At 52.2% G+C, this 23,482-nt stretch carries 22 protein-coding genes and 1 other RNA gene; 4 read left to right on the forward strand and 19 right to left on the reverse strand.

All coding sequences use genetic code 11. The features are described 5' to 3' along the window. Window positions 1–2: 2 nt before the first annotated feature. The 14 genes from EDC33_RS02685 to EDC33_RS02750 form a co-directional block, all read right to left on the reverse strand. Window positions 3–527, reverse strand: coding sequence for a YqeG family HAD IIIA-type phosphatase (locus tag EDC33_RS02685; protein ID WP_040105505.1), 525 nt, complete (start codon window positions 525–527; stop codon window positions 3–5). Window positions 528–721: 194 nt separating this feature from the next. Beyond that, window positions 722–1,423, reverse strand: a complete 702-nt coding sequence (locus tag EDC33_RS02690) for a 5'-methylthioadenosine/adenosylhomocysteine nucleosidase (RefSeq protein ID WP_124010091.1) — start codon at window positions 1,421–1,423, stop codon at window positions 722–724. Next, window positions 1,416–1,892: a transcription elongation factor GreA gene (greA, locus tag EDC33_RS02695; RefSeq protein ID WP_040105506.1), complete on the reverse strand. Its 477-nt coding sequence runs from the start codon at window positions 1,890–1,892 to the stop codon at window positions 1,416–1,418. Before greA ends, EDC33_RS02690 begins: the two co-directional genes overlap by 8 nt. Before the next feature lie 40 nt (window positions 1,893–1,932). After that, window positions 1,933–2,553, reverse strand: a complete 621-nt coding sequence (gene udk, locus EDC33_RS02700; RefSeq protein ID WP_040105507.1) for a uridine kinase — start codon at window positions 2,551–2,553, stop codon at window positions 1,933–1,935. After that, on the reverse strand, window positions 2,550–3,191 hold the full coding sequence (locus EDC33_RS02705; protein ID WP_124010092.1) for an O-methyltransferase: 642 nt from the start codon (window positions 3,189–3,191) through the stop codon (window positions 2,550–2,552). The genes udk and EDC33_RS02705 overlap by 4 nt, the downstream gene beginning before the upstream one ends. Window positions 3,192–3,302: 111 nt before the next feature. Then, window positions 3,303–4,430: an endolytic transglycosylase MltG gene (gene mltG, locus EDC33_RS02710; RefSeq protein ID WP_124010093.1), complete on the reverse strand. Its 1,128-nt coding sequence runs from the start codon at window positions 4,428–4,430 to the stop codon at window positions 3,303–3,305. 69 nt (window positions 4,431–4,499) lie between these two features. Then, window positions 4,500–4,805: a DUF1292 domain-containing protein gene (locus EDC33_RS02715; RefSeq protein ID WP_040105510.1), complete on the reverse strand. Its 306-nt coding sequence runs from the start codon at window positions 4,803–4,805 to the stop codon at window positions 4,500–4,502. A gap of 3 nt (window positions 4,806–4,808) precedes the next feature. Continuing rightward, on the reverse strand, window positions 4,809–5,240 hold the full coding sequence (gene ruvX / locus EDC33_RS02720) for a Holliday junction resolvase RuvX (RefSeq protein ID WP_124010094.1): 432 nt from the start codon (window positions 5,238–5,240) through the stop codon (window positions 4,809–4,811). Further along, on the reverse strand, window positions 5,233–5,496 hold the full coding sequence (locus EDC33_RS02725; RefSeq protein ID WP_040105512.1) for an IreB family regulatory phosphoprotein: 264 nt from the start codon (window positions 5,494–5,496) through the stop codon (window positions 5,233–5,235). The genes ruvX and EDC33_RS02725 overlap by 8 nt, the downstream gene beginning before the upstream one ends. A gap of 54 nt (window positions 5,497–5,550) precedes the next feature. Beyond that, window positions 5,551–8,178, reverse strand: coding sequence for an alanine--tRNA ligase (gene alaS, locus EDC33_RS02730; RefSeq protein WP_124010095.1), 2,628 nt, complete (start codon window positions 8,176–8,178; stop codon window positions 5,551–5,553). Window positions 8,179–8,430: 252 nt separating this feature from the next. Further along, the gene (gene recD2 / locus EDC33_RS02735) at window positions 8,431–10,791 is read right to left on the reverse strand and encodes an SF1B family DNA helicase RecD2 (protein ID WP_124010096.1); all 2,361 of its coding nucleotides are present in this window, start codon (window positions 10,789–10,791) and stop codon (window positions 8,431–8,433) included. A gap of 33 nt (window positions 10,792–10,824) precedes the next feature. Further along, complete coding sequence (locus EDC33_RS02740) at window positions 10,825–11,463, reverse strand: tetratricopeptide repeat protein (RefSeq protein ID WP_124010097.1); 639 nt, start codon at window positions 11,461–11,463, stop codon at window positions 10,825–10,827. Continuing rightward, window positions 11,463–12,569: a tRNA 2-thiouridine(34) synthase MnmA gene (mnmA, locus tag EDC33_RS02745; RefSeq protein ID WP_040105735.1), complete on the reverse strand. Its 1,107-nt coding sequence runs from the start codon at window positions 12,567–12,569 to the stop codon at window positions 11,463–11,465. Before mnmA ends, EDC33_RS02740 begins: the two co-directional genes overlap by 1 nt. A 28-nt stretch (window positions 12,570–12,597) precedes the next feature. Then, window positions 12,598–13,722 (reverse strand): cysteine desulfurase family protein, encoded by a 1,125-nt coding sequence (locus tag EDC33_RS02750; RefSeq protein ID WP_094905692.1) that lies wholly within the window; start codon window positions 13,720–13,722, stop codon window positions 12,598–12,600. Between the two features lie 145 nt (window positions 13,723–13,867). Here EDC33_RS02750 and EDC33_RS02755 point away from each other — a divergent pair, with 145 nt between their 5' ends. Continuing rightward, window positions 13,868–14,866, forward strand: coding sequence for an LLM class flavin-dependent oxidoreductase (locus EDC33_RS02755; protein ID WP_124010098.1), 999 nt, complete (start codon window positions 13,868–13,870; stop codon window positions 14,864–14,866). A gap of 36 nt (window positions 14,867–14,902) precedes the next feature. Here EDC33_RS02755 and thrB read toward each other — a convergent pair whose 3' ends face one another. The 3 genes from thrB to EDC33_RS02770 are packed head-to-tail and all read right to left on the reverse strand — an operon-like array spanning window position 14,903 to window position 18,054. Beyond that, window positions 14,903–15,769 carry a homoserine kinase gene (thrB, locus tag EDC33_RS02760; RefSeq protein WP_040105518.1) on the reverse strand — a complete coding sequence of 289 codons (867 nt, stop codon included), beginning with the start codon at window positions 15,767–15,769 and terminating at the stop codon, window positions 14,903–14,905. Next, complete coding sequence (gene thrC, locus EDC33_RS02765) at window positions 15,750–16,832, reverse strand: threonine synthase (protein ID WP_040105519.1); 1,083 nt, start codon at window positions 16,830–16,832, stop codon at window positions 15,750–15,752. The genes thrB and thrC overlap by 20 nt, the downstream gene beginning before the upstream one ends. 4 nt (window positions 16,833–16,836) lie before the next feature. After that, window positions 16,837–18,054 (reverse strand): homoserine dehydrogenase, encoded by a 1,218-nt coding sequence (locus EDC33_RS02770; RefSeq protein WP_124010099.1) that lies wholly within the window; start codon window positions 18,052–18,054, stop codon window positions 16,837–16,839. Between the two features lie 153 nt (window positions 18,055–18,207). On the opposite strand from EDC33_RS02770, the gene EDC33_RS02775 reads away from it, so the two are divergent. Then, window positions 18,208–19,572 carry an aspartate kinase gene (locus EDC33_RS02775; protein WP_094906048.1) on the forward strand — a complete coding sequence of 455 codons (1,365 nt, stop codon included), beginning with the start codon at window positions 18,208–18,210 and terminating at the stop codon, window positions 19,570–19,572. An 81-nt stretch (window positions 19,573–19,653) separates the two neighbouring features. Then, complete coding sequence (locus EDC33_RS02780; protein WP_124010100.1) at window positions 19,654–21,336, forward strand: ABC1 kinase family protein; 1,683 nt, start codon at window positions 19,654–19,656, stop codon at window positions 21,334–21,336. Window positions 21,337–21,372: 36 nt separating this feature from the next. Here EDC33_RS02780 and EDC33_RS02785 read toward each other — a convergent pair whose 3' ends face one another. Then, the gene (locus EDC33_RS02785; protein ID WP_040105521.1) at window positions 21,373–21,789 is read right to left on the reverse strand and encodes an RrF2 family transcriptional regulator; all 417 of its coding nucleotides are present in this window, start codon (window positions 21,787–21,789) and stop codon (window positions 21,373–21,375) included. 76 nt (window positions 21,790–21,865) lie between these two features. Between EDC33_RS02785 and EDC33_RS02790 the strand changes: the two genes are divergently transcribed. Continuing rightward, window positions 21,866–23,134: a replication-associated recombination protein A gene (locus EDC33_RS02790; protein ID WP_094905699.1), complete on the forward strand. Its 1,269-nt coding sequence runs from the start codon at window positions 21,866–21,868 to the stop codon at window positions 23,132–23,134. A gap of 39 nt (window positions 23,135–23,173) precedes the next feature. Here EDC33_RS02790 and ssrS read toward each other — a convergent pair. Beyond that, window positions 23,174–23,365, reverse strand: a non-coding RNA gene (gene ssrS / locus EDC33_RS02795) — 6S RNA. Window positions 23,366–23,482: the final 117 nt, after the last annotated feature.

Below are 23,482 nucleotides of genomic sequence, written 5' to 3' on the forward strand. Positions count from 1 at the left end.
TGTTAGTCCCCCCATTGGATTAGACCTTTACGGTCGAAATACTTCATGATGATGCGTTCGATCCTCCGATTGACGACAGTCGCCCATCCGTCCTTGTCCTTGACGGGAAGGACAAGGATGCTCTTCAGACCGGCCCGGTTCGCTCCGAATACATCGGTGAGCAGCTGGTCGCCGATCATGACGGTCTCGGAACTGTCCATGCCCATCATGTGCACTGCCTTCCTGTAGGATCGCGCAAGCGGCTTCCTTGCTCTGAATATATATTCGATGTCATGGGGATCACTGAATTCACTGACCCTGACGCGGCTGCCATTGGAGACGATCGTTACCTTAATGCCATTGTCCTTCATCGTCCTGAACCATTTCAGCACCGTTTCGCTGGCTGATGGTTCGTCGAATCCCACAAGCGTGTTGTCGAGGTCTATGATGACAGCGCGAATTCCGCGTTCCTTCAAATATTGGGGCGTAATTCCTTGAAATTCCTTGAAATAGTCACTGGGAAGGAAATATTTTTCTAGCAGCTTCAATATGCGCACTCCTAATGAGTTTTTTTTATATTCTACCACATAAATAAAAGCCCCTTAATAGATTAAGGCGCTTTTTGTGTTATTCAATGATTTCATTATCTTCTGTTTCAGTATCCTTGTAGATGAGGAAACCGATAACGACTGTAATGATGATTGAAATGATCATAAGAAAAAGCATGGATTTTCCCTCCTGATTACAAGTCCTTCAATAATGATTTTACAACTTCGGATGAATGAACACAAGCTTTCGACAGAAATTCTTCATAAGTCATATCGGCCGTGTCATCCGCCTTGTCGGATATGGAACGGATGATGACGAATGGTGTGGAATACTGGTAGCAGGTCTGTGCAATGGCGGCCGATTCCATATCGACGGCCATCGCCTTTCTGAAGTTGCGGGTGATGCCATTCTTCTGTTCACTGTTGCTGATGAATGAATCTCCACTGACGACCAGACCGCCATGTCCCTTGATGGAGGGATGCGCCGCTATCGCTTCAAGCGTCAGCTTGACGAGCCCTTTGTCAGCAATATAGAACTTAGGCATACCGGGCACCTGCCCGAGCTCATAGCCGAACTCGACGGCGTCCACATCATGGTGGAGGACCGAAGTACTCACCACCATATCCGTCACATCAAGGTCACCCGACAATGCGCCGGCGACACCTGTATTTATGATGATCCGGACATTGTAGCGTTCGATCAGGAGCGCTGTTATCATGCTGGCATTGACTTTGCCGATGCCGCTTTCAACAAGTACGGTATCCTGTTCAAAGAGGGTCCCCCTGTACACTTTCGTATGGGCAATCGTATCCGTCGCCTCGATATCCATCCACTCCTTGAGGATATCGATTTCAGGCTTCATGGCTCCGATGATGCCGATGGTGCCTTTAGTCAATAGACACGATCTCCACTTTCATCTCATTGCCGTTCGGGAGCGGTACATTCACAGAATCATTGAGCTTTGCACCAAGCAGTGATTTCGCAATCGGTGATTCATTTGAAATCTTTCCTTCAAATGGATCCGCTTCGGCACTTCCCACGATCTGGTAGGATTCTTCATCCCCGTCCGGGAGTTCCTTGAATGTAACCGTCTTGCCGATCTGCACCATATTGTTGTTGCTTGTATCCTCGATGATTTTTGCATGGCGCAGCATATCTTCGATTTTAGTTATTTCCTGCTCCACAAAACCCTGTTCATCCTTCGCAGCATCATACTCGGAGTTCTCGGAAAGGTCCCCGAAGCTTCTTGCTACCTTGATCTTCTCCACCACTTCGGGACGCTTTACCGTCCTCAGATGCTCGAGTTCCTCCTGAAGCTGTTCATAGCCACTCTGTGTCATTGGATATTCTTTTTGTAGATCCATCGTAACCCTCCATATAATTGTTAAGTTTGTTTTCTATCGTCTATTCATTGAGCAGAGTGCGGATCTTAGTCGTAATCAGATCGATTGCCACATTGTTTTCTCCGCCCTCTGGGATGATGATGTCACTGAAACGCTTGGTCGGTTCTATGAATTGCAGGTGCATCGGCCGGACGACGTTCAAATATTGGCTGATGACCGAGTCCATTGTGCGTCCCCGCTTCTCGATATCCCGCTTCAGCCGTCTCAGGATGCGGATGTCGGAATCGGTATCCACATAGAGTTTGACATCCATGAGGTTCCTCAGCTGCTCATTTTCAAGGGCAAAGATCCCCTCTATGATGATGACATCCTTCGGCTCCACCTGGATGGTCACATCACTCCGGGTGTGTATTTCATAGTTGTATGTCGGTATCTCGACCGGCTGGCGGTCGATCAGCTGCCTGATATGGGATATCAGAAGATTGTTGTCGAAGGCGAAAGGATGATCATAGTTCGTCTCGAGCCTCTCTTCGAATGTCTTATCGCTCTGATCCTTGTAGTAGTAGTCCTGTTCGATCAGAATGACGCTGTGACCATTCAGCGCCTCCATGATTTTACGGGTCACCGAAGTCTTTCCGGAGCCGGAGCCTCCGGCAATGCCTATGACTGTTGGTCTTTTCATCTGTGCTCTCCCTCTTTGTCCTTAGTGATGACGAGCAGTCCGTCGCCCACCGGCAGGAAGGCCGAGGACGCATCCGATTCTGCAATCATCCTGTTGAAGCCGTCGACCTTCTCCTTCATCCTGCGCGTCCCCCTCGAGGTGATGGCCTCTTCGGTAACAAGGCCGCGCAGCAGTATGTTGTCGACGATGATCAGTCCGCCCGGTTTCACGAGCGGCATGTACCGCTCATAGAAGCGCCGGTTGTTCCCTTTTGATGCATCAATGAAGAGCAGGTCAAAAGGTTCGCCGCCAAGCGCTTCAAGCGGAATCTCCTTGGCGTCCCCAAGCAGGCTCCGCACCCTGCCTGCCAACCCATGCTGTTCAAAGAAGATGTTCGCCCGGCTGTGGGCGGCCTCGTCCTTCTCTATCGTCACTACATCAACATCTTGATCGACGGAGAGCATATGCATTGCACTATAGCCTATGGCCGTCCCGACTTCAAGCACATGCCTGACACCGGCGAGTTTCATGTAGTGCTTCAGTACGCCAAGCGCATCCGCATCCATGATCGGAACATGATGCGCCTCTGCATATTCAAGCATATCCGGAAAGATTTCCGGCTGTGCATTAAGATTCCTAACATATTCGTAAATGTCCATATTCCCCACCATATACAAAAAATACAACTGATAACCTAAGTTATCAGTTGCTTTGTTTATCACAATTCATAGTAGCACAAAATATTTTGGTTGAAAAGGTGATTTTCACCTTTAGTTGTTATTGATGTACTTCTCACGATTCTCGACGTGTTCCTCGAAGGTTTCAGCAAAGTGGTTGTTGCCTTCACTGTCTGCAAGGAAATAGTAATAGTCGGTGTTGGACGGGTTCATCGTACTCTGGACGGACTCCATGCCAGGTGAAGCAATCGGACCCGGGGGCAGCCCCGTATGGATATAGGTGTTGTATGGGTCTTCGACTTCCAGGTCTTCGAAAAGGGTGCGCTCCTGGTGTTCACCGAGAGCATAGAGTACGGTCGGGTCCGTCTGGAGCGGCATGCTCGGCGTTTCCGACATCCTGTTCAGGAAGACGCTCGCAATCTTGGAACGATCGGCGAGCGAAGTCGCCTCCTTCTCCACAAGGGAGGAGAGGGTCAGGAATTCATGGAAGGAAAGCTCCTCTGATTCCCCTTCGAAATTGATCGAGTAGCCATTGCCCGACTGGAAGACGCTGTAGGTGTTGTTTCTTGTCGCATCCAGCATCTGCCTGACGAGTGTCTCTATTTCAGGCTCCTCCTCTGTAATATCGTAGGTGGCGGGATACAGATAGCCCTCAAGCGGATACTTTATGTCATCGGACAATATATCCTCTGAAAGCATATCCGGATAATCCTCAATCAGCGATTTGATGAACTCCTCATCCTCCATCAGCTCGAGGAAGCGGTCTGCCACTATCGGCAGCTGTTCATCCGCCTGTTCGGCGATCTGCTCGATGGCATACCCTTCAGGTATCGTCAGCCTATGGTGCACTTCTTCGTAGACCCTGCCGGTCTCGAGTGTCTTGGCTATCTGTTCGAAATCCATGGAGGGGGAGAGTTCATAGTCCCCTGCATGATAGTTTGTAATGCTGTTCAGCTTCAGGAAGTATTCGAACATCGTACCGTTTCTGATGATTCCCTCCTGTTCGAGCTGGTCACCGATCATGCCCGCTGATGATCCCTGCTCAATCGTCACGTTCTTCATCTCGGTTGAGTTCGGGTCCAGCGGTTCGGACCCCGATTTGATGTACATATAAATGAAGAATGCAGCCACGATGAAGATGACCGCAAGCGCAGCAATCACAAATAACGAAAGGTAGGATGAAACAGTCTTTGAAAATTTAATATCATCGTATTTACTCATATATGACTCCTATCTCAAAAATAGCTTCCAATCGATATTGGAAGCCATTCCCTATTAACTGAAAAAGATCTACTCTTCCGGTTCATCCATCCGGGTGTTTACAACCTCTTCAATCATATCCCATTCTTCATCCGTCTCGACAGGCATGAACTTGCCGCCATCGCCGTCTTCATCCGGCACATTGATCATCGGGATGAGCTCTATTTCTTCATCATCATTGGAGAAGTTGCCTTCTTCAGCAAGGATCACATAATCCTTATTGAATTCTGGATGATGGAATTCCAGCATCTTGCGATAGAGGACCTCGTTGCCTTCCTCATCATACAGTGTCAGAAGTTCTTCTTCCATGTTGAAATCCATTTCTTCCTGACTCATAGTTCAGTCTCCTTTAACTGGATTATCGAGATAGCCCTGCAGTATAAATACCGCGGCCATTTTATCGATTACAGCTTTTCTTTTTTTTCGGGAGAGATCCGCTTCAAGGAGCGATCTCTCTGCACCGATGGTGCTGAGACGCTCGTCCCATAATATTATTTTAACATCTGGCAGTTCGTTTTCAAGCAATTTACTATAATGGATGGACCTGTCGCCGCTTTCGCCGACAGAATTATTCATATTTTTGGGGAGACCGACGATGATTGTGGAGACGTCATTCTCCTCCACAATCCGGGCCACCTCTTCAATGCCGTATACTTCTTCATGATAGTCTATCTTCAGTGTAGTCAGTCCCTGTGCTGTCCAGCCCAGGGCATCGCTCAGTGCGATGCCGACTGTTTTTGTGCCTACATCAAGCCCCAGTATCCTATTCATGGATTTCCTTCTCGATATATGTCCGTACAAGAACTTCCATGATTTCATCCCGGTCGATGTGGCGGATGCGGTTCCGCGCTTCATTATGGCGCGGGATGTACGCAGGGTCCCCGCTCTGCAGGTAGCCGACGATCTGGTTTATGGGGTTGTATCCACGCTCTTCAAGCGTGTTATAGACAGTGGTCATGATTTCCTTCACATTGTGTGCTTTCGCATCATCCACATCAAACTTCATCGTTTCATCAAATTGATTCAAAATCAGCACTCCCATCCTTGCTTGCATTTCATCCATTATATCATTGTTACCGTTTTATTGAGAACTTTTAATGTAGTCTTCAACAAATTGTAATGCATTTGTTATATTCTCGGGCGCCGTACCGCCGCCCTGTGCCATATCCGGCCGGCCGCCGCCTTTGCCTTCCACTGTGGAGGCCATGCCTTTCATGATTTCACCGGCCTTGAACCTGTCCGTCAGTTCTTTCGGCACCGTGACCACAAGCGAGACCTTGCCGTCATTGACGGCGCCGAGGGCGATGATGGCGTCCTGCGCCCGGGACTTTATGCGGTCCATCGTTGCGCGCAGTTCCTTGGCATCATCCGCCGGAACTTCCTTGGAGAGGACGGGGACACCGCCGATTTCCTTGATGTCGCCGGTCACATCCGCAAGCTTTTCATCCTGTCTGGATGCCTGCAGCTCCTTGATCTTCTGCTGGAGGCTGCGATTTTCATCCAGCAGGGAGTCGACACGCTTCTCCACCTGGTTCTCCCTGACCTTCAAACGGCCTGAAATGGACGCAAGCAGTGCCTCCTTCTCTTTGTAGAGATTGACGGCATAACGGCTCGTCACCGCTTCGATCCTGCGCACACCGGCACCGATGCCCGTTTCGGAGACGATTTTGAACAGCCCGATCTCCCCGGTGTTCCTGACATGGATGCCTCCGCACAGTTCGACGGAGTACTGGTCGATGTCCACTACGCGGACGACGTCTCCATACTTCTCCCCGAACAGTGCCATCGCACCCTTCTCCTTGGCCTGGCCGATCGGCATTTCGGAAATCTCGACATTCATGTTGCTGTAGATCTTCTCATTGACGATCGTTTCGATCCTTTCAATCTCCTCATCGGTAAGGCCTTCGAGGTGGGAGAAGTCGAAGCGCAGACGCTCCTTCTCGACGAGGGAACCTGCCTGGTTGACATGGTCTCCAAGCACATCCTTGAGCGCCTGATGGAGCAGGTGCGTCGCCGTATGGTTCTTCGTGATGAAGTCGCGGCTGTCCTTCAGCACATCCAGGGTGAAGGTTTCACCGGATTTGACGGTGCCGGACCCGATGCGCGCCACATGGACGTTCTGGCCATTCGGTGCACGGTACACGGATTCGACCTGAAGTTCCGTCCCTTCATTCGAAATGCGTCCCTTGTCTGCGACCTGTCCCCCGCTTGTGGCATAGAACGGCGTCCTGTCGAAGATCAGTTCGACCGTGCCCTCTGTGGCACTGTCGACCGCCTGATCGTCCTGGACGATGTAGAGCAGTCGGCCGGACTCCCTAAGGGAGTGGTAGCCGGTGAATTCACTCTGTGCTGTAAGGCCCGCAAGCGTCTCGGACTGCACCTGCATGGATTCGCCCGCTTTCCTTGCGTTCCGCGCACGTTCACGCTGCTGCTTCATCTCCTCGACGAATCCTTCCTCATCGACTTCAAGGCCGTCATTCTCCGCATATTCCTTCGTCAGCTCATACGGGAATCCATATGTGTCATAGAGCCTGAATGCATCATGGCCGCTGATGACGCCGCCGCCCGCTTTCGCCTTTTCACGGACCTGCTCATATATCTGGATGCCTTCATCGAGGGTCGCCAGGAAGCGCTCCTCCTCCTTCCTGATGACGTCACGGATGAAGGAGAGGCGCTCTGTGACATTGGGATAGAAGCCATGCATCACTTCAGCAACAGGATCCGCTAGCTCGTACATGAAGGCACGCTCGATATCGAGCTCTTTGCTGAAGCGTACTGCACGGCGGATCAGCCTCCTGAGGACATATCCCCGGCCTTCGTTCGAAGGCAGCGCCCCGTCCGCCACCGCAAAGCTCACTGTACGGATATGGTCGCTGATGACCTTGAAGGCGACGTCCGTATCTTCACTCTGGCCGTACTTCCTGCCGCTGACAGCTTCAATGCGGGAGAGGATCGGCGTGAACAGGTCGGTGTCGAAGTTCGTCGGCACCTCCTGCGTAATGCTTGCCATACGCTCCAGGCCCATGCCGGTATCGATGTTCTTCTTCGGCAGCGGCGTGTATGAGCCATCCTTGTTGTGGTTGAACTCACTGAAGACCAGGTTCCAGATTTCAAGATAGCGTTCATTTTCCCCGCCAGGATACATTTCTTCAGCCGGTGTATCGAACTCGAATTCCGGTCCACGGTCGTAGAAGATTTCACTGTTCGGACCGCATGGACCTTCGCCGATATCCCAGAAGTTCCCTTCGATGCGGATGATGCGCTCAGGAGAGAGTCCGATGACATTCCTCCAGATGTCGTATGCGTCCTCATCCTCAGGGTGGATCGTCACGTAGAGCAGATCTTCATCGAAGCCGATCCACTCACTGTTCGTGAGGAAATCCCAGGCATACTTGATTGCCCCCTCCTTGAAATAATCTCCGATGGAGAAGTTCCCGAGCATTTCGAAGAATGTATGGTGGCGGGCTGTGAACCCGACATTTTCTATATCGTTGGTACGGATCGCCTTCTGTGCGTTGACGATCTTCGGGTTGTCCGGGATGACCCGGCCATCGAAGTATTTCTTCAGGGTCGCCACCCCGGAATTGATCCAGAGCAGGGAGTCGTCATCGATCGGGACGAGCGGTGCACTCGGTTCCACCATGTGCCCCTGTGTCCTGAAATAGCTGATGAACATTTCCCTTATCTCATTGCCTGTCAATTGCTTCATTACTCTCACTCCTCAGTTTTTGGAAAATAAAAAAGATCCTCCCAATATGATATGGGACGATCTGAACCGCGGTACCACCCAAGTTATGACCGGAGTCATCACTCTAAGAGTATTCACCTGGACGGAAAGCAGCACGTGAAGGGATGCGTCATTGTTTCCACCAGCCACAATGTCTCTATAAAGCGCATGCCAACACTCAGAATTCCATCTTTATCAAACTTGTTTTGATTATAGAAATATTCATCCGATATGTCAAATGAAATCGTACGGGGTCACATCCTCCATATTGATCATCGCCGGGATCTCGAACATCGTCTCCTCCGTAAGGGCCGCAGGAGGCGCCCCGTCGTTTTCCGTCCCGGATTCCCTGCCGAAGAGCAGACGGATCATTTCATACAGTGAGGTCCGCCGCTGGATGCCCTCCTTCTCCAGTGATTCATAGAAGGCCTCGGCGTCACCGCACAGTATCAGTGACTCCTTCGCCCGCGTGATGCCGGTATAGACGATGTTCTTCATCAGCATGTGGCGGTAGCTCCTGACCACAGGCATGATGACAATCGGATATTCACTCCCCTGCGCCTTATGGATGCTGGTGCAGTATGCATGGGAGAGTTCCGTCAGTTCCTTCCGCTCATAGGCGATGTGGATGCTGTCGTAGTCCACCATGATGGTGTCCTTCTCCGCCCCGTCGCCATCCTTGAAGAGTATGGATTCGATGACGCCGGAATCGCCGTTGAAGATGTTGTCCTCTGCACGGTTGACGAGCTGAATCACCTTATCGCCCTCCCTGAAGATGACATCACCGAAGGCGATTTCGTTCTTGTCCTCCGTTTCCGGATTCAATATGGACTGGAGGATCTCGTTCAGCTTCAGTATACCGGCATCCCCCTTGTAGATCGGGGCGAGGACCTGTATGTCCCGCATGTCATACCCCTTGGCCACAGCCTTGTTGACGACATTGTCCACAAGGTCGGGTATCTGGTTCACCCTTGCCGGAATGAACAGCCGGTCCTTGAACTTCGCGGTGATGTCCATCCGCTGCCCTTCCTTTATTTCATGGGCAAGGCGGATGATGGAGGAACCTTCCCCCTGCCGGTAGATCGTGTCGAGTTCGGTCATGGGAATGATTTCAGACTCTATCAGATCCTTGAAGACCGTCCCCGGCCCGACCGAAGGGAGCTGATCCCTGTCGCCGACGAAGACGAGATTCGTGAAGGGCTTGACGTTGCGCATCAATTGGTAGAAGAGCCATGTGTCGACCATGGACATCTCGTCGATGATGATCAGATCGGCATCGATTTCGGCATCGATCATTTCATCCTTCTCCGTGTCCATGCCCCATCCGATCATCCGGTGAATCGTGGAGGCGGGGATGCCCGCGGTCTCGCTCAGGCGCTTCGAAGCGCGTCCAGTCGGGGCGACGAGCCTGATCGGATATTCATCCCCTTCGTACTCCTCGTGATCCTTCAGGTCATGGAGCTCGTGATAGGCCTTGATGATGCCCTTGACGATGGTGGTCTTGCCCGTACCTGGTCCGCCGGTGATGATGGAGATCTTCTCTGTGAGTGCGGCGATCATCGCAGACTTCTGCTTCGCATTGTAGTGGATGTTGAACCGCTCCCCCACTTCGCTGACGACTTCCCCAGCCTTCTCTTCACTGACCGGGACATCCATCCGGTCGTTCATCATCCTGTAGATCTGTTCAGAGGATTTGTATTCGGAATAGAACAGCGAAGGGATGTACAGGCGTTTCTCGTACTGGACCAGCTTGTCATTGTCCGAAAGTGAATCGATCGTCCGGCTGATGTCTTCCCTGTTGAAGTATTCCTGGCCGTCCTGGTTCAGCAGGTCGGCCGCCAGATCGATCAGCTCGTCGTGCCCCATGAAGGTATGCCCGTCGGACATGACGATGCCTTCCATGATGTACATGATGCCCGCCTCAAGACGGCTTTCATCATTGCGGGCGATGCCGGCCGTATGTGCGATGCGGTCCGCCGTCTGGAAACCGATGCCTTCTATGTCCATGACCAGCCTGTATGGGTCCTTCTCTATCACGTGGAGCGCCTGATCCTGATATGTCTTCAGGATCTTTGCGCTCATGCGTGCCCCGAAGCCGAGCTCGGTGAGCTTGATGACGAGCCTTTCGGTCTGGCTGTTCTCGAGGATGCGCTGATGGATCATCTCCCGCTTCTTTGCGGTGAGTCCTCCCACCTCATTGAGCGCAGAACGGTCGTCTGCAATCTTCTTAAGCGCATCGACGCCGAGCGTTTCGACGATCTTTTTGGCCGTCTTCTCACCGATGCCCGGGAAGGTGTCCCCGGACAGGTACTGGATGACACCGCGCACTGTGGTCGGCTGCTCCTTCTTGAATGTTTCCGCACTGAACTGCTCGCCGAAGCGTGCGTGTTTCGTCACCTTCCCGGAAAAACGGTATGTCTCCCCTTCTGCAATCGCATGGAAATAGCCGGTGACGATCACTTCATCATCGAAGTTTGTATTCGTTTCATTTATCAATACTTTGAGTACAGTAAAGCGCGTCTGTTCACTGAGGAAAATGACGCGCTCCACTTCACCGACGATATACGTATCATCGTAGATTGTTGATTGTGCCAAATGAGATCACCGTCCCTGACGCTTGCTGTCTTCCTATTTGAGTTTACTGATGGCATTGTGGGCGAGATGATGGTCTGCCTGGATGTCTACAGCCCGGTGGAAGTGCTCGAGCGCCTGTTCCCGGTCATCATCCTTCATCAGCTTCAGAAGCCCCATATTATACTCGGCGTCTGCATTATCTCCATTGCCGACTACTTTGCCGAGCAGCTTGTCGGCCGGTTCATACAGGCCGATCTGGCAGCACAGCAGTCCATATTGGAAAGTGACTTCCAGATCTTCCGGCTTCGCCTTGTGGGCCGCTTCAAAGAACTGCAGCGCCCGCTCCGCATCATTCAGGTGGACATGCGACATCGCCAGCATGAAGTTCAGGTCCCCGTCTTCCGGATTCCGGCTGTATGCAAGCAGGTAGAGCCTGACCGCCTCTTCGAACCGCCCGCTGTCATAATAGATGTTGGCAAGCGTGTAGTAGGCGCTTGTACTCCCGGGATTGAGCGTGATCGCCTTCTGCAGGAAGCGTTCCGCCTCCTCGTCCCGGCCCGCCTGGTGGAGGAGGTTCCCGCCATTGATATAGTGGGCCTCCTCCTCAGGGTGCGCCTCTATCTCCTTGAAGATCTCCTCGAGTGCCTCTTCGATCCGTCCTTCTTTAATGAGTTGCTCATATTTGATCGCCATTATCCCAGATACTCCAATTCTTTTGCTTCTTTGAAGACACGGTCGATCGTTGCACCACCGAGGCAAACATCCCCATCATAGAAGACGACTGCCTGGCCCGGTGTGATTGCGCGTGCCGGATCGTGGAATTCCACGTGCAGCCTGCCGGCATCAAGCTTGGTCACCGTGACCGGCACATCCTCCTGGCGGTATCTGAACTTGGCCGTGCATTCGAAGTGGTCCGGCGTATCGTTGATGAAGTTGATTTCGGACGCTTCAAGGCTTGAAGAGTACAGCGCTTCATTTTCGTAGCCGGAAACGACGTAGAGTTCATTCGTCTCGAGATTCTTGCCTGCAACGAAGTATGGACCGCCATCCCCTCCGATGCCAAGTCCCTGACGCTGGCCGATCGTATAATACATCAGACCATCATGCTGGCCCTTGTCCTCTCCGGTATCCATATTGATCATGCGGCCCGGGTTCGCAGGCAGATATCCGCTCAGGAACTCCTTGAAATCCCGCTCGCCGATGAAGCAGATGCCGGTCGAGTCCTTCTTATCCTTCGTGGCAAGGTCATATTCCCTGGCGAGTGCCCGCACTTCGGATTTCTCCATATGTCCAAGCGGGAACATGACGCGGGAGAGCTGCTCCTGGGACAGCTGGTTCAGGAAATAGGTCTGATCCTTGTTGCGGTCGACCCCCCTGAGCATCGTCGATCCATTCTCATCGTGGATGACCTGTGCATAGTGGCCGGTCGCGACATAGTCGGCACCGAGTTTCATGGCATGGTCGAGGAATGCCTTGAACTTGATCTCCTTGTTGCACATGACGTCGGGGTTCGGTGTCCTGCCCTTCTTATATTCGTCGAGGAAGTACTGGAATACCCTGTCATAGTACTCCTTCTCAAAATTGACCGAGTAGTACGGGATGCCGATCTCCTCTGCAACCAGCCTGACGTCCTCGTAGTCTTCGGTTGCGGTGCATACACCGAATTCATCGGTGTCATCCCAGTTCTTCATAAAGATTCCAATGGTGTTGTAGCCCTGGTCCTTGAGCAGCTTGGCGGTGACGGAACTGTCCACGCCGCCGCTCATTCCGACTACAACCGTCGTATTCGAGTTGTCCATCAGATCATTCCTTTCCATTTATAGTTCATCAGTTCATGAGTCTTTCATATATATCTCCAAGTGCTTCGGCGATCCTTTCGATCTCCTCGTCCGTCATCATGTATGAAAAACTGAAACGGATGGATTTCGTGCTCCTGTCCGTCTCCCCATACATGGAAGACAGCACGTGGGAAGGCTCCAGTGTACCTGCATGGCATGCTGAACCCGCCGACAGGCAGATGCCGGCCATATCGAGTGCCGTCAACAGGAATTCCGCGTCTGTCCACGGGAAGTACAAGTTGATGATGTGGCTGGCCGACTGGTTGACGTCGCCGTTCACCTGGAACGGGATTTCAGCTGAAGTCAGCGTGTTCAGCAGCAGTTCCTTCAGCTGCATCTCACGGATGCTCCGCCGTGTCATCTCGTCCGATGCCTTCTGCATCGCCGCCGCCATCGCCTGTATCCACATGGTGTTTTCGGTGCCGCCCCTTGCATCCCGTTCCTGGGAACCGCCTGTGATTACGGGATCAAGATGCACGTCCTTCGACTTGTAGAGCAGTCCCACACCTTTTGGCCCGTACAGCTTATGGGCGCTCAAAGACAGCAGATCCACGCCGAGATCTTCGACGTCGACCGTCATATGCCCGAATGCCTGTACCGCATCGACATGCAGCAGTGCATCTGATCCGGAGAGCATCTCCCGGATCTCGTAGATCGGCTGCATGACACCTGTTTCGTTGTTGACGAGCATGATTGAAACGAGTGCTGTATCCTCCCGGAGCGCGCGCTTCAATGCAGCCATATCCACAACGCCCCGCTCATCGGCGGGTACATAGGTGACTTCGGCATCGGCCTCGAGGGCCCTGAACGTGTTGAGGACCGAGGCGTGTTCAACCTCGGTTGTGATGACATGCGGACGGTCACGGCGTCCGATCACGCCCCTGATTGCCATGTTGTTCGCCTCTGTCGCACCACTTGTAAAAATGATTTCCGAAGCGGAAGCGTTGAGCAGTGCAGCCGTTTGCCTCCTCGCCTTCTCAAGCTGTGCCTTGGCACGCTTGCCGGCCTTATGGATGCTGGATGGGTTGCCGAACTCATCCGCATTGTCGATTATATTTTTCAGAATATCCCTGTCCACCGGAGTGGTCGCTGCATAGTCAGCATACACTTCCACTGTTGATCACCCTACTTTGCAAATAGCTTTATTATACAATATAGAATTTTAACATGGAATAGTAAATTTTTATACTTTCCAGACCGTTTATTAGACAAAATAATTCCGATGGCCGATAATTGTGCACAGATAGGAGGAATTGCAAATGCCAAAGAAATTGACACCATCCATCCTGAACCTCGTGCCTGTGCGTGAGGGCAAGGATGCCGGCGATGCATACAGGGATATGGTGGGCCTTGCACAGCATGTGGACGGTTCCGACTATGCCAGATATTGGGTCGCTGAGCACCACAACACTACATCCATCGCATCTTCTGCGACACGGCAGCTGATCCACCATATTCTGCAGCACACGGAGCACATACGTGTCGGAAGCGGCGGCGTCATGCTCCCGAACCACTCCCCCCTCATTGTGGCTGAGGAGTTCGGCACCATGCACGCCATCTTCGGGGACCGCCTCGACATCGGCCTCGGGCGCGCACCGGGTACGGATATGCGGACGGCTGCGGCGATAAGACGGAATAACCATGACGGTGTATATACATTCGGTTCGGAGGTCGAAGATATCCGGAAGTACCTCTCCGATGAAGAGACGAAAGTGGTCGCCTTCCCGGGCCATGGGACGAATATCCCATTGTACATCCTCGGGTCTTCTACGGATTCCGCACATATCGCCGCAAGGCTTGGACTGCCTTATGCCTTTGCAGCCCACTTTGCACCGGATCAGATGGAAGCGGCCTTCAAGATATATGAAAGAGAATTCGAGCCTTCCGGACAGCTCGATGAACCATACAAGATCGCCTGTCTGAATGTCATCTGCGCAGATACTGACGAAGCGGCTAAATACCTCTCCACGACGATGTCCCAGTTCGTGCTGAACGTCGTGCGCGGCGGTCGGAATAAACTCCAGCCGCCCGTCGATGACATGGGGCCGCTCTGGACGGAGCCCGAAAAACAGATTGTCGAAAGCCGCTTCCCGGTGGCGCTCCTCGGCTCGGAAGGAACGGTCCTGGACAAGCTCAGACTGTTCCAGCAGCAGTACAATGCCGACGAAATCATGGCGGTCAGCTATATATATGATACAGATGCACAGAAGCATTCCTACGACATATTCGAAAAAGTGGTACAGAAATACAACAGTTGACCCGAAGAAGCCCCCTCATGATCATGAGGGGGCTTCCTATTGGAAAATATCCACTTTTTCGTGCAGGCAGCCGGATACGCTGGCGAGGGCGCCGACGATGCGGTCGGCGTCCTCCTCCCTGCATAGTGTGAGGAGCGATGGGCCTGCGCCGCTGATGACCGTCGCATAGGCGCCTTCCGAAAGCGTGATCCGTCTGATGTCTTCATACTCTGCAATCAATGATTCACGGTACGGTTCATGGAGGCGGTCAGACATCATCAGCTCACCCATCGATCGATAGTCGTTGTTCATGATGGACAGCAGCATGACATTGTTGATGGCATTCTGGCTGACCGCATCCGCACGTGAATATGAAGTCGGAAGTGCCGCACGTGCTTCCCCCGTATCGATCTCGTATGGCGGGACGCTCACGATGGCCGCAAGACCATCAAGCGCCAATGTATGGTAATGGAGGTCTCCGTCGCTGTAGTACCCGACGAACAGCCCTCCGGTCACAGCCGGTCCGACATTGTCGGGATGCCCTTCAAATGCACTGCCGCACTTGACCTTGTCGAAATCGCTCAGTCCGAGCCGGCAGAAATGGTCCGCAAGTTCGACCCCGGCGATGATCGCCGAGGCGGAACTGCCCATGCCATGGGTCAGCGGGATTTCACTGGACATCTTTATCTTAAGGGGCGGGAGCGTTTCGCCGTACTTCTCTGCAACCTGGATGGCGGTAGCCAGGACGAGGTTCTCTTCATCGGCAGGCAGGACTTCAAGGAAATCATCCTGAAAGACGACTTCGAAACGGCCGCTCTCCTCCGCTTCGATCTTGAGGAACTTTCCCAGGGCGAGTCCCATCGAGTCGAATCCCGGCCCGAGATTCGCACTCGTTGCCGGCACCCTAAACTGATGGGCTGGCATCTTTTGATATGCTTTCGATATATTCGATGATCTGATCCTCATCATTCGGCAGCACCTTCGGCTTCTGTGTAATCTGTTCGATTGCGGTTTCCGGATCCTTCAGTCCATTTCCTGTAAGGACGGTCACGACTGTGGATCCTTTTTCTATCTTCCCATTCTCGAGAGAGCGGATCATGCCGGCGACACTCGCATTGGAGCCGGGTTCTGCAAAGATGCCTTCCGTGCCCGCAAGGAGCTCATAGGCTGAAAGGATCTCATCATCGGTGACCGATTCGATCATGCCGCCGGATTCGTCCCTGGCCGCGACAGCAAGAGACCAGCTTGCAGGATTTCCGATGCGGATGGCGGTTGCCACGGTCTCGGGCTGGGCGATGATTTCATCATTGACGATGGCCGCCGCCCCTTCCGCTTCAAAGCCATACATCTTGGGGCGTCCGCAGGATTTCTTTTCATCGTATTCCTTGAAGCCCTTCCAATATGCGGAGATGTTGCCTGCATTCCCGACCGGGATGGTGAGGTAGTCCGGCGCCTTGCCGAGCACATCGACGATTTCAAATGCCGCCGTCTTCTGTCCCTCAAGCCTGTACGGGTTGACCGAATTGACGAGGGTGATGTCATCCTTCTCCTCGGCGATGCGGCGGACGATCTTGAGTGCTTCGTCGAAATTGCCCTCGATGGAGACGATCTTTGCGCCATACATCATCGCCTGCGCCAGTTTGCCGAGGGCGATCTTGCCTTCCGGGATGACGACGATGGTGTTGAGCCCCGCTCTTGAGGCGTAAGCTGCAGCCGAGGCGGATGTATTGCCTGTCGATGCGCAGATGACGGTGTGCGCCCCCGCTTCCTTCGCCTTCGCCACGGCCATGACCATGCCGCGATCCTTGAAGGAACCTGTCGGGTTCACCCCTTCTACTTTTGCATAGAGGTCGGCTCCATACTTTTCACTCAGCGTATCAAGACGGATGAGCGGCGTATCCCCTTCATGGAGCGTCAATTTCGGTGTTTCTCCGGTGACGGGGAGCAGCTCACTGTATTCTTTGATCAAGCCTTGCCAATTTGCCATGCTATCAATCTCCTTCTACCTGATATATTGCTTCAATGCCGAAATTCTGGTCCTGCTTCAGCTGTTCGAGCTGATCCGGATCGATCGGTGATGTGATCACCGTCGTCTCCGCTCCTGAATCCAATACACTGTATTCGACCTTCAGGCCAGCAAGATGATTCTTCAAGGCGTCCGCTTCTGCGGCGAAGCGAATGAAATACTTGTGGCTCGACTGCGACGGCTTCACTGACGCCGTCTGCTGCGGCGTGAGGTTGAACTGCTTCCTCCCGGCGTTCCGCCAGCAGTTGATCAAGTCCGACACGACGGCCGATGCCGTTTCCTTTCCGCCCGCACCCGGGCCGTAGAACATCGTCTCCCCGACTGCATTGCCGTTTACATATACTGCGTTCTTTTCATACCCGACCGAGGACAGCTGATGATCGGATGGCAGGAACACGGGCGCCACTTCCACCGACAGGCCCTGGTCGTCAAACTCACTCTTCCCTACAAGCTTCAGTATCAGCCCTTCCTTCTTGGCTGTCTCTATATCCTTCAGTTCAACATTGTTGATGCCTGTAACTGGAACCTCGTCGATATCGACCTTGCGGTCGTAGGCCAACCGGGACAGGAGGACGATCTTGCGCTGGGCGTCGAAGCCGCCCACATCATTTGTAGGGTCAGCTTCAGCATACCCCTTATCCTGCGATTCCTTCAATGCCTTTTCATAATCCCAGCCATCGTTCGTCATCTTGGTCAGGATATAGTTCGTCGTCCCATTCAGAATGCCCATGACCTTATGTATCTCATTGGCGTTCAGACCATGTTCGATGGCATGCAGGATCGGTATGCCGCCAGCCACACTTGCTTCATAAAGCAGCCTCGCATCATTTTCATTCGCAACTTCGGTCAGTTCATCGATATATTTGGCAAGCATATCCTTGTTCGCACTGATGACGTGGATGCCCTTTTCGAGGAATCTCTTGAGGATATCCCGTGTATCTTCCATGCCGCCCATCACTTCTATGACGGCATCTATATCATCCGCTCCATACAGATCAGTGATGTCATCGGTCAGCTTCACATCCGTCAGGTCAACATCCCGTTCCTTGTCGATGTTGTTGACGAAGACGTGGCTGATCGTTACATCTTCACCCATCAGTCCTGAGATCTTGCTTTTATTCATTAGGAGCACTTCAACGACTCCGCAGCCGACTGTGCCCATTCCAAGTATTGCCAAATTCATATCGCAAACACCCTCCTGTATCTTTTCTTCGTATAAGATTATATATTAGAGAGAAAAGTTCAAAAATTCAAGAAATAATTTAAAAAAAGGTACACAAGTTTTATTATTTCATGTAATATTGTTTTTAAAATTCAGAAATGAGGGTGTGAGATGATGAAAGTTGTGAAGTTTGGAGGGAGCTCCCTAAGCGATTCCCATCAGGTCAGAAAAGTGGCCGATATAATAAAAAGTGATGCCGAACGGCGGATTGCTGTCGTCTCGGCCCCAGGAAAACGGTTCAGTGAGGATACGAAGGTCACGGACATGCTGATTGCCCTGCACGCGAACAAGACGGCAGGATTCGACACCGGGGAGGCGATCGACCGGATCATCGACAGGTTCTCCTCGATCATCGACGACCTCGGCATAGACCAGGATCTGCTCGCTCAATACCGGGCGACCCTGAACAATTATCTAGATGACATAAAGGAAGAAGACAGGCTTCTGGATGCCCTGAAGTCCTGCGGGGAGGATTTCAACGCCCAGCTGCTGAGCGCCCATCTGAATAAAATCGGCGTGGAGGCGGAATACATGTCACCGAAGGATGCAGGCATCCTGGTCACGGATGAGCCTTCCAATGCCCAGCTGATCGAGTCATCCTACGAGCGCCTGAACAGGCTGAAGGATGCACCGCATGTGATCGTCATCCCCGGCTTCTTCGGATATTCCGAAAACAACCAGATCGTCACCTTCCCGAGAGGCGGATCAGACATCACCGGGGCCATCGTGGCGAGGGGCGTCGAAGCCGACCTGTATGAAAACTTCACGGATGTCAGCTTCATCTATTCAGCACATCCTGGGCTTATAGATGAACCGCATGCAATCAAGGAAATCACCTACCGCGAGATGCGTGAGCTCTCCTACGCAGGCTTCGGGGTCTTCCACGACGAAGCGCTTGCTCCGGTATACAAGAAGAAGATTCCGATCATGATAAGGAATACGAACGACCCTGAGGTTGAAGGGACGAAGATCGTCTCTGAACGGGAATTCATCCCTGAAATGCCAGTCATCGGCATCAGCTGTGATGAAGGATTCACTTCAATCACCATGAACAAATACTTGATGAACCGTGAGATCGGCTTTACGCGGCGGCTGCTCCAGATACTCGAGGACCACTGCCTCTCCTACGAACATATCCCGTCCGGAATCGACAACCTCTCCATAATACTCAGGTCCAGGCAGTTCGAAGGGAATACGAAGCTAGAAGAGGTGATGGCGGACATCAACGATAAGCTGGAGCCGGAATCCATGTATGTGGAGGATGACCTTGTACTGCTCGTCATCGTCGGCGAAGGCATGAAGGAGCACATCGGCATCGCAACCAAGACGACGACTGCGCTGAGCGATAATGGCGTCAACATCAGCATGATCAACCAGGGCGCATCCGAAATCAGCATGATGTTCGCAATCGCCTTAGAAGACGAGGAAAAGGCGCTCCGTGCGATCTACCGCAACTATTTCAAAGAAGTGAAAGTGTGATTCCTGCATTCAAATGGATGAATCATTTCCTCCCACAGGGTATACTGATAACAAGAGATACTGGAATATGGGAGGGCCAGAATGATATTTGAAAAAAGACTGCAGCATATTAAAAGGTACAGGGAAATCGCCCTCGCCTTCTCGAAGAGCGGCTTCGGCTACATCGTCGAGGAGCTTGGGCTGGATGAAGTGCTGTCCCTGCCGAAACGGCTCCTGCTGAAGCAGGATCCTGAACATGTCGAGAAGACGCGGGGGGAACGCATCCGGCTGTTCCTTGAAGAGATGGGGCCCACTTTCGTCAAAATCGGACAGGTGGCGAGTACCCGTCCCGACCTCGTCCCGGAGGACATCATCAATGAACTGTCGAAATTGCAGAGTCACGTCCCCCCGTTCCCCTATGAGGAAGTGGAGGCGCTCATGGAAGAGTCGCTCGGTGCCCGTGTAAGTGATATCTTCGACACCCTGGAGCCCGAGACGATCGGATCAGCCTCCATCGGCCAGGTGCACAGGGGGGTGCTGACTACTGGAGAAGCGGTGGCTGTCAAAGTGCAGCGCCCAAACATTGAAAAGATCGTGCGCAATGATCTTGAAATCCTCCACAACCTGGCGATGATGGCGGAATCAAGACTTGAATGGGCACGCCAGTACCAGCTGATGGACATGATTGAAGAATTCAGCAGAGCCATCATCGATGAGCTGGATTATACGATAGAGGGCCGGAACACCGAAAAGATCGGCAGACAGTTTACAGAGGATGAAACCGTCCACATACCGGCGATATTCTGGGATGTGACCACGAAGAACGTTCTGGTCATGGAATACATCGACGGCATCGGAATCAGTGATTTCAATGCCATAGAGGAAAAGGGGTATTCAAGGGAACGCCTCGCCGAGCGGCTCACCCATGCCATCTTCCATCAGATACTGATCGAAGGCTTCTTCCACGGCGATCCGCACCCCGGCAACATCACCATCATGGAGGATGAAGTCATCGGCTTCATGGACTTCGGGATGGTGGGCAAGATGACAAAGGAGATGAAGGCCAATTTCGGATCGCTCCTGATCGCCATGATGAGGAAGGATGCAGACGGTGTCGTCAGGGCCATCACCCATATGGGCGTCGTCCCCGACGAAGTGGACATGAAGGCACTGAAGAAGGATGCTGAACTGCTCCGGGACAAATACTATGACATACCCCTCAGTCGCATGAACCTTGGCGAGGCGGTACAGGACATCTTCGACATCGCCAATACACACCGCATAAAGCTTCCGACCGATTTCACCATGCTCGGCAAGACGATCCTCACACTCGAGAGCATCGTCCGTCAGCTCGACCCTGATTTCAGCATCGTCGATGTAGCGGAACCGTTCGGCAGACAGCTGCTCAAGGAACGGTACAATCCGAAGAATATTACCGACCGCGCATGGCACCAATGGCTTGAATTCAGCGATGATCTGAAGGATGCCTCGAGCAACCTCCATCAATTTTCAAAAGGTCTCAAGAAGAAGAAGGTGCCGGTCGAACTGGAGCTGCGGCGCAGTGAACAATTCATGAAGCGGCTGGATCGGCTCGGCAACAGACTGTCCTTCAGTATCGTCCTGCTTTCCTTCAGCATCATCATGGTCGGGCTGATCATCAGTTCGGCCCTCTCGGACCAGACCAATGTAATCTTAAGCATTCCTGCTGTTGAAATAGGCTCCGTAGTCGCCCTCATCATGTTCATCGGAATGATCTACTCGATATTCCGATCGGGAAGATTCTAAATAAAGCGTTGGAGATCATAGGATCTCCAACGCTTTTTAAATGTAGAACATATAGTCATCCACTTCGTCCTCATCGTGGTTGATCATGTCCTGCAGTGAAGTATGATCGAGCACATCCCTCAGGGCATCCCTGATGCGGCGCCACAAATACCGTTCCGTATCCGTATCCTTATCGTCGCCCTCGACGGCGACGATGTTCTCCTCAAGCGTCCTGAATATCTTGCCTACCGTAATTTCATCCGGCGGAAAGTTGAGTTCATAGCCACCGTACGCACCCCGTGTACTTTTGACCAGTTCTGCCTTCTTCAGATTGGCCACTATCTGTTCCAGGTAGAGGTCGCTGATGCCCCGCTCTTCTGCAACCGACTTGACGCTCCGTTTCTTTCCTCCATAATTCCTGGCCAGAGCCAGCATGAAGTACAGTCCATATCTTCCTCTTGTAGAGATTTTCATAAAACACCTCGTAGTTTAAGTTCATTTATAATTATAGTAGTATTAAATATACCATAACTCTGAAACAGGTGAAAATATGTCAACTCAACCATTAAGCTACAGGATGCGTCCGAAGACGATCGACGAGATACTCGGACAGTCGCACCTCGTCGGCGAAAACAGCATCATCAGAAGGATGGTCAAGGCAAGAAGGCTTTCCTCCATGATCCTCTATGGACCGCCGGGCATCGGCAAGACGAGCATAGCCAGCGCCATCGCAGGGTCCACGAACTACAAGTTCAGGACACTCAATGCCGTGACGAACACCAAGAAGGATATGCAGGCAGTCGCCGAAGAAGGGAAGATGAGCGGCAGCGTCATCCTCCTCCTCGATGAGATCCACCGTTTGGACAAGGCGAAGCAGGACTTTCTGCTTCCACACCTTGAGAATGGGAACATCATACTGATCGGCGCCACGACCTCCAACCCCTATCATGCGATCAATCCGGCCATACGGAGCCGGTGCCAGATATTCGAACTGGAACTGCTCGACCCGGACGATGTAAGGGAAGCACTTGAGCGTGCCATCGGGGATGCATCGCGCGGCCTCGGGGACATCAACCTGGAAATTTCCGATGAAGCGATCGGCTACCTCTCCCACACCAGCCAGGGGGATGTGAGAAGTGCATTGAATGCACTGGAACTTGCTGCGCTCAGCACAGAGAAGAATTCCGAGGGTGTCACGGTCATCGGTATTGAAGATGCCAAGGCATGCATGCAGAAATCGGATCTTCTGTATGATAAGGATGGCGATCAGCACTATGATGTCATGAGCGCGTTCCAGAAATCGATCCGCGGCAGTGATGTGGATGCAGCACTCCACTACCTCGCCCGGCTCGTTGAAGCAGGCGACCTCGTCACCATCGCAAGGCGCCTGCTCGTCATCAGCTATGAGGATATCGGCCTCGCCAATCCTCAGCTTGCTTCACGCACACTCGATGCCATCGTTTCAGCTGAACGCCTCGGATTTCCGGAAGCACGCATTCCCCTCTCGCAGGCCGTCATCGAGCTTTCCCTTTCACCGAAATCGAACAGTGCCATCAAGAGTATCGACGGGGCCTTATCGGATATAAGGAAAAAGAAGACGGGCGCCATTCCGAAGCATCTGAAGGACAGCCACTACAAAAGTGCCGAGAAGCTTGGAAATGGCATCGGCTATAAATATCCACATAATTATCCGAACCATGTGGTCAGTCAGCAATATTTGCCAGATCCCCTCAAAAATGCCGCCTACTACCAGACATCGGATGTCTCAAAGTATGAAAAACAGCTTGCCGACATATACGATAAGCTTAAAAAATTATAAAAAAATAAGCACCGAATTGTAATAATTCGGTACTTATTCGGAATATCCAAGCTAAAGCCGTGTGTCATTGTTGATTATTTTGGCCTGCTAAGTGCAGGTGGGTGCCCTGTTCCCTACTCCAAACGTCCTGTCAAGCAGGCATGTTTTTCATAGGAAAACCTATCGGGCTCCCGTTTATAAAGGTGTTAGGTCAAAATATAATTCAACACATCACGAACTTCTCAGATATTCCTATTACCAATATAATAGCACAGGATATCCAAAAAAGATAGTAATAAGTATCTTTTTATTCTGTGAATTTGAATCATATACTGTATCTGCCTGGCTGCCATCATTGCAGCTTTTGCA

The sequence above is a fragment of the Salinicoccus roseus genome, from assembly GCF_003814515.1.
Lineage (GTDB): Bacteria > Bacillota > Bacilli > Staphylococcales > Salinicoccaceae > Salinicoccus > Salinicoccus roseus.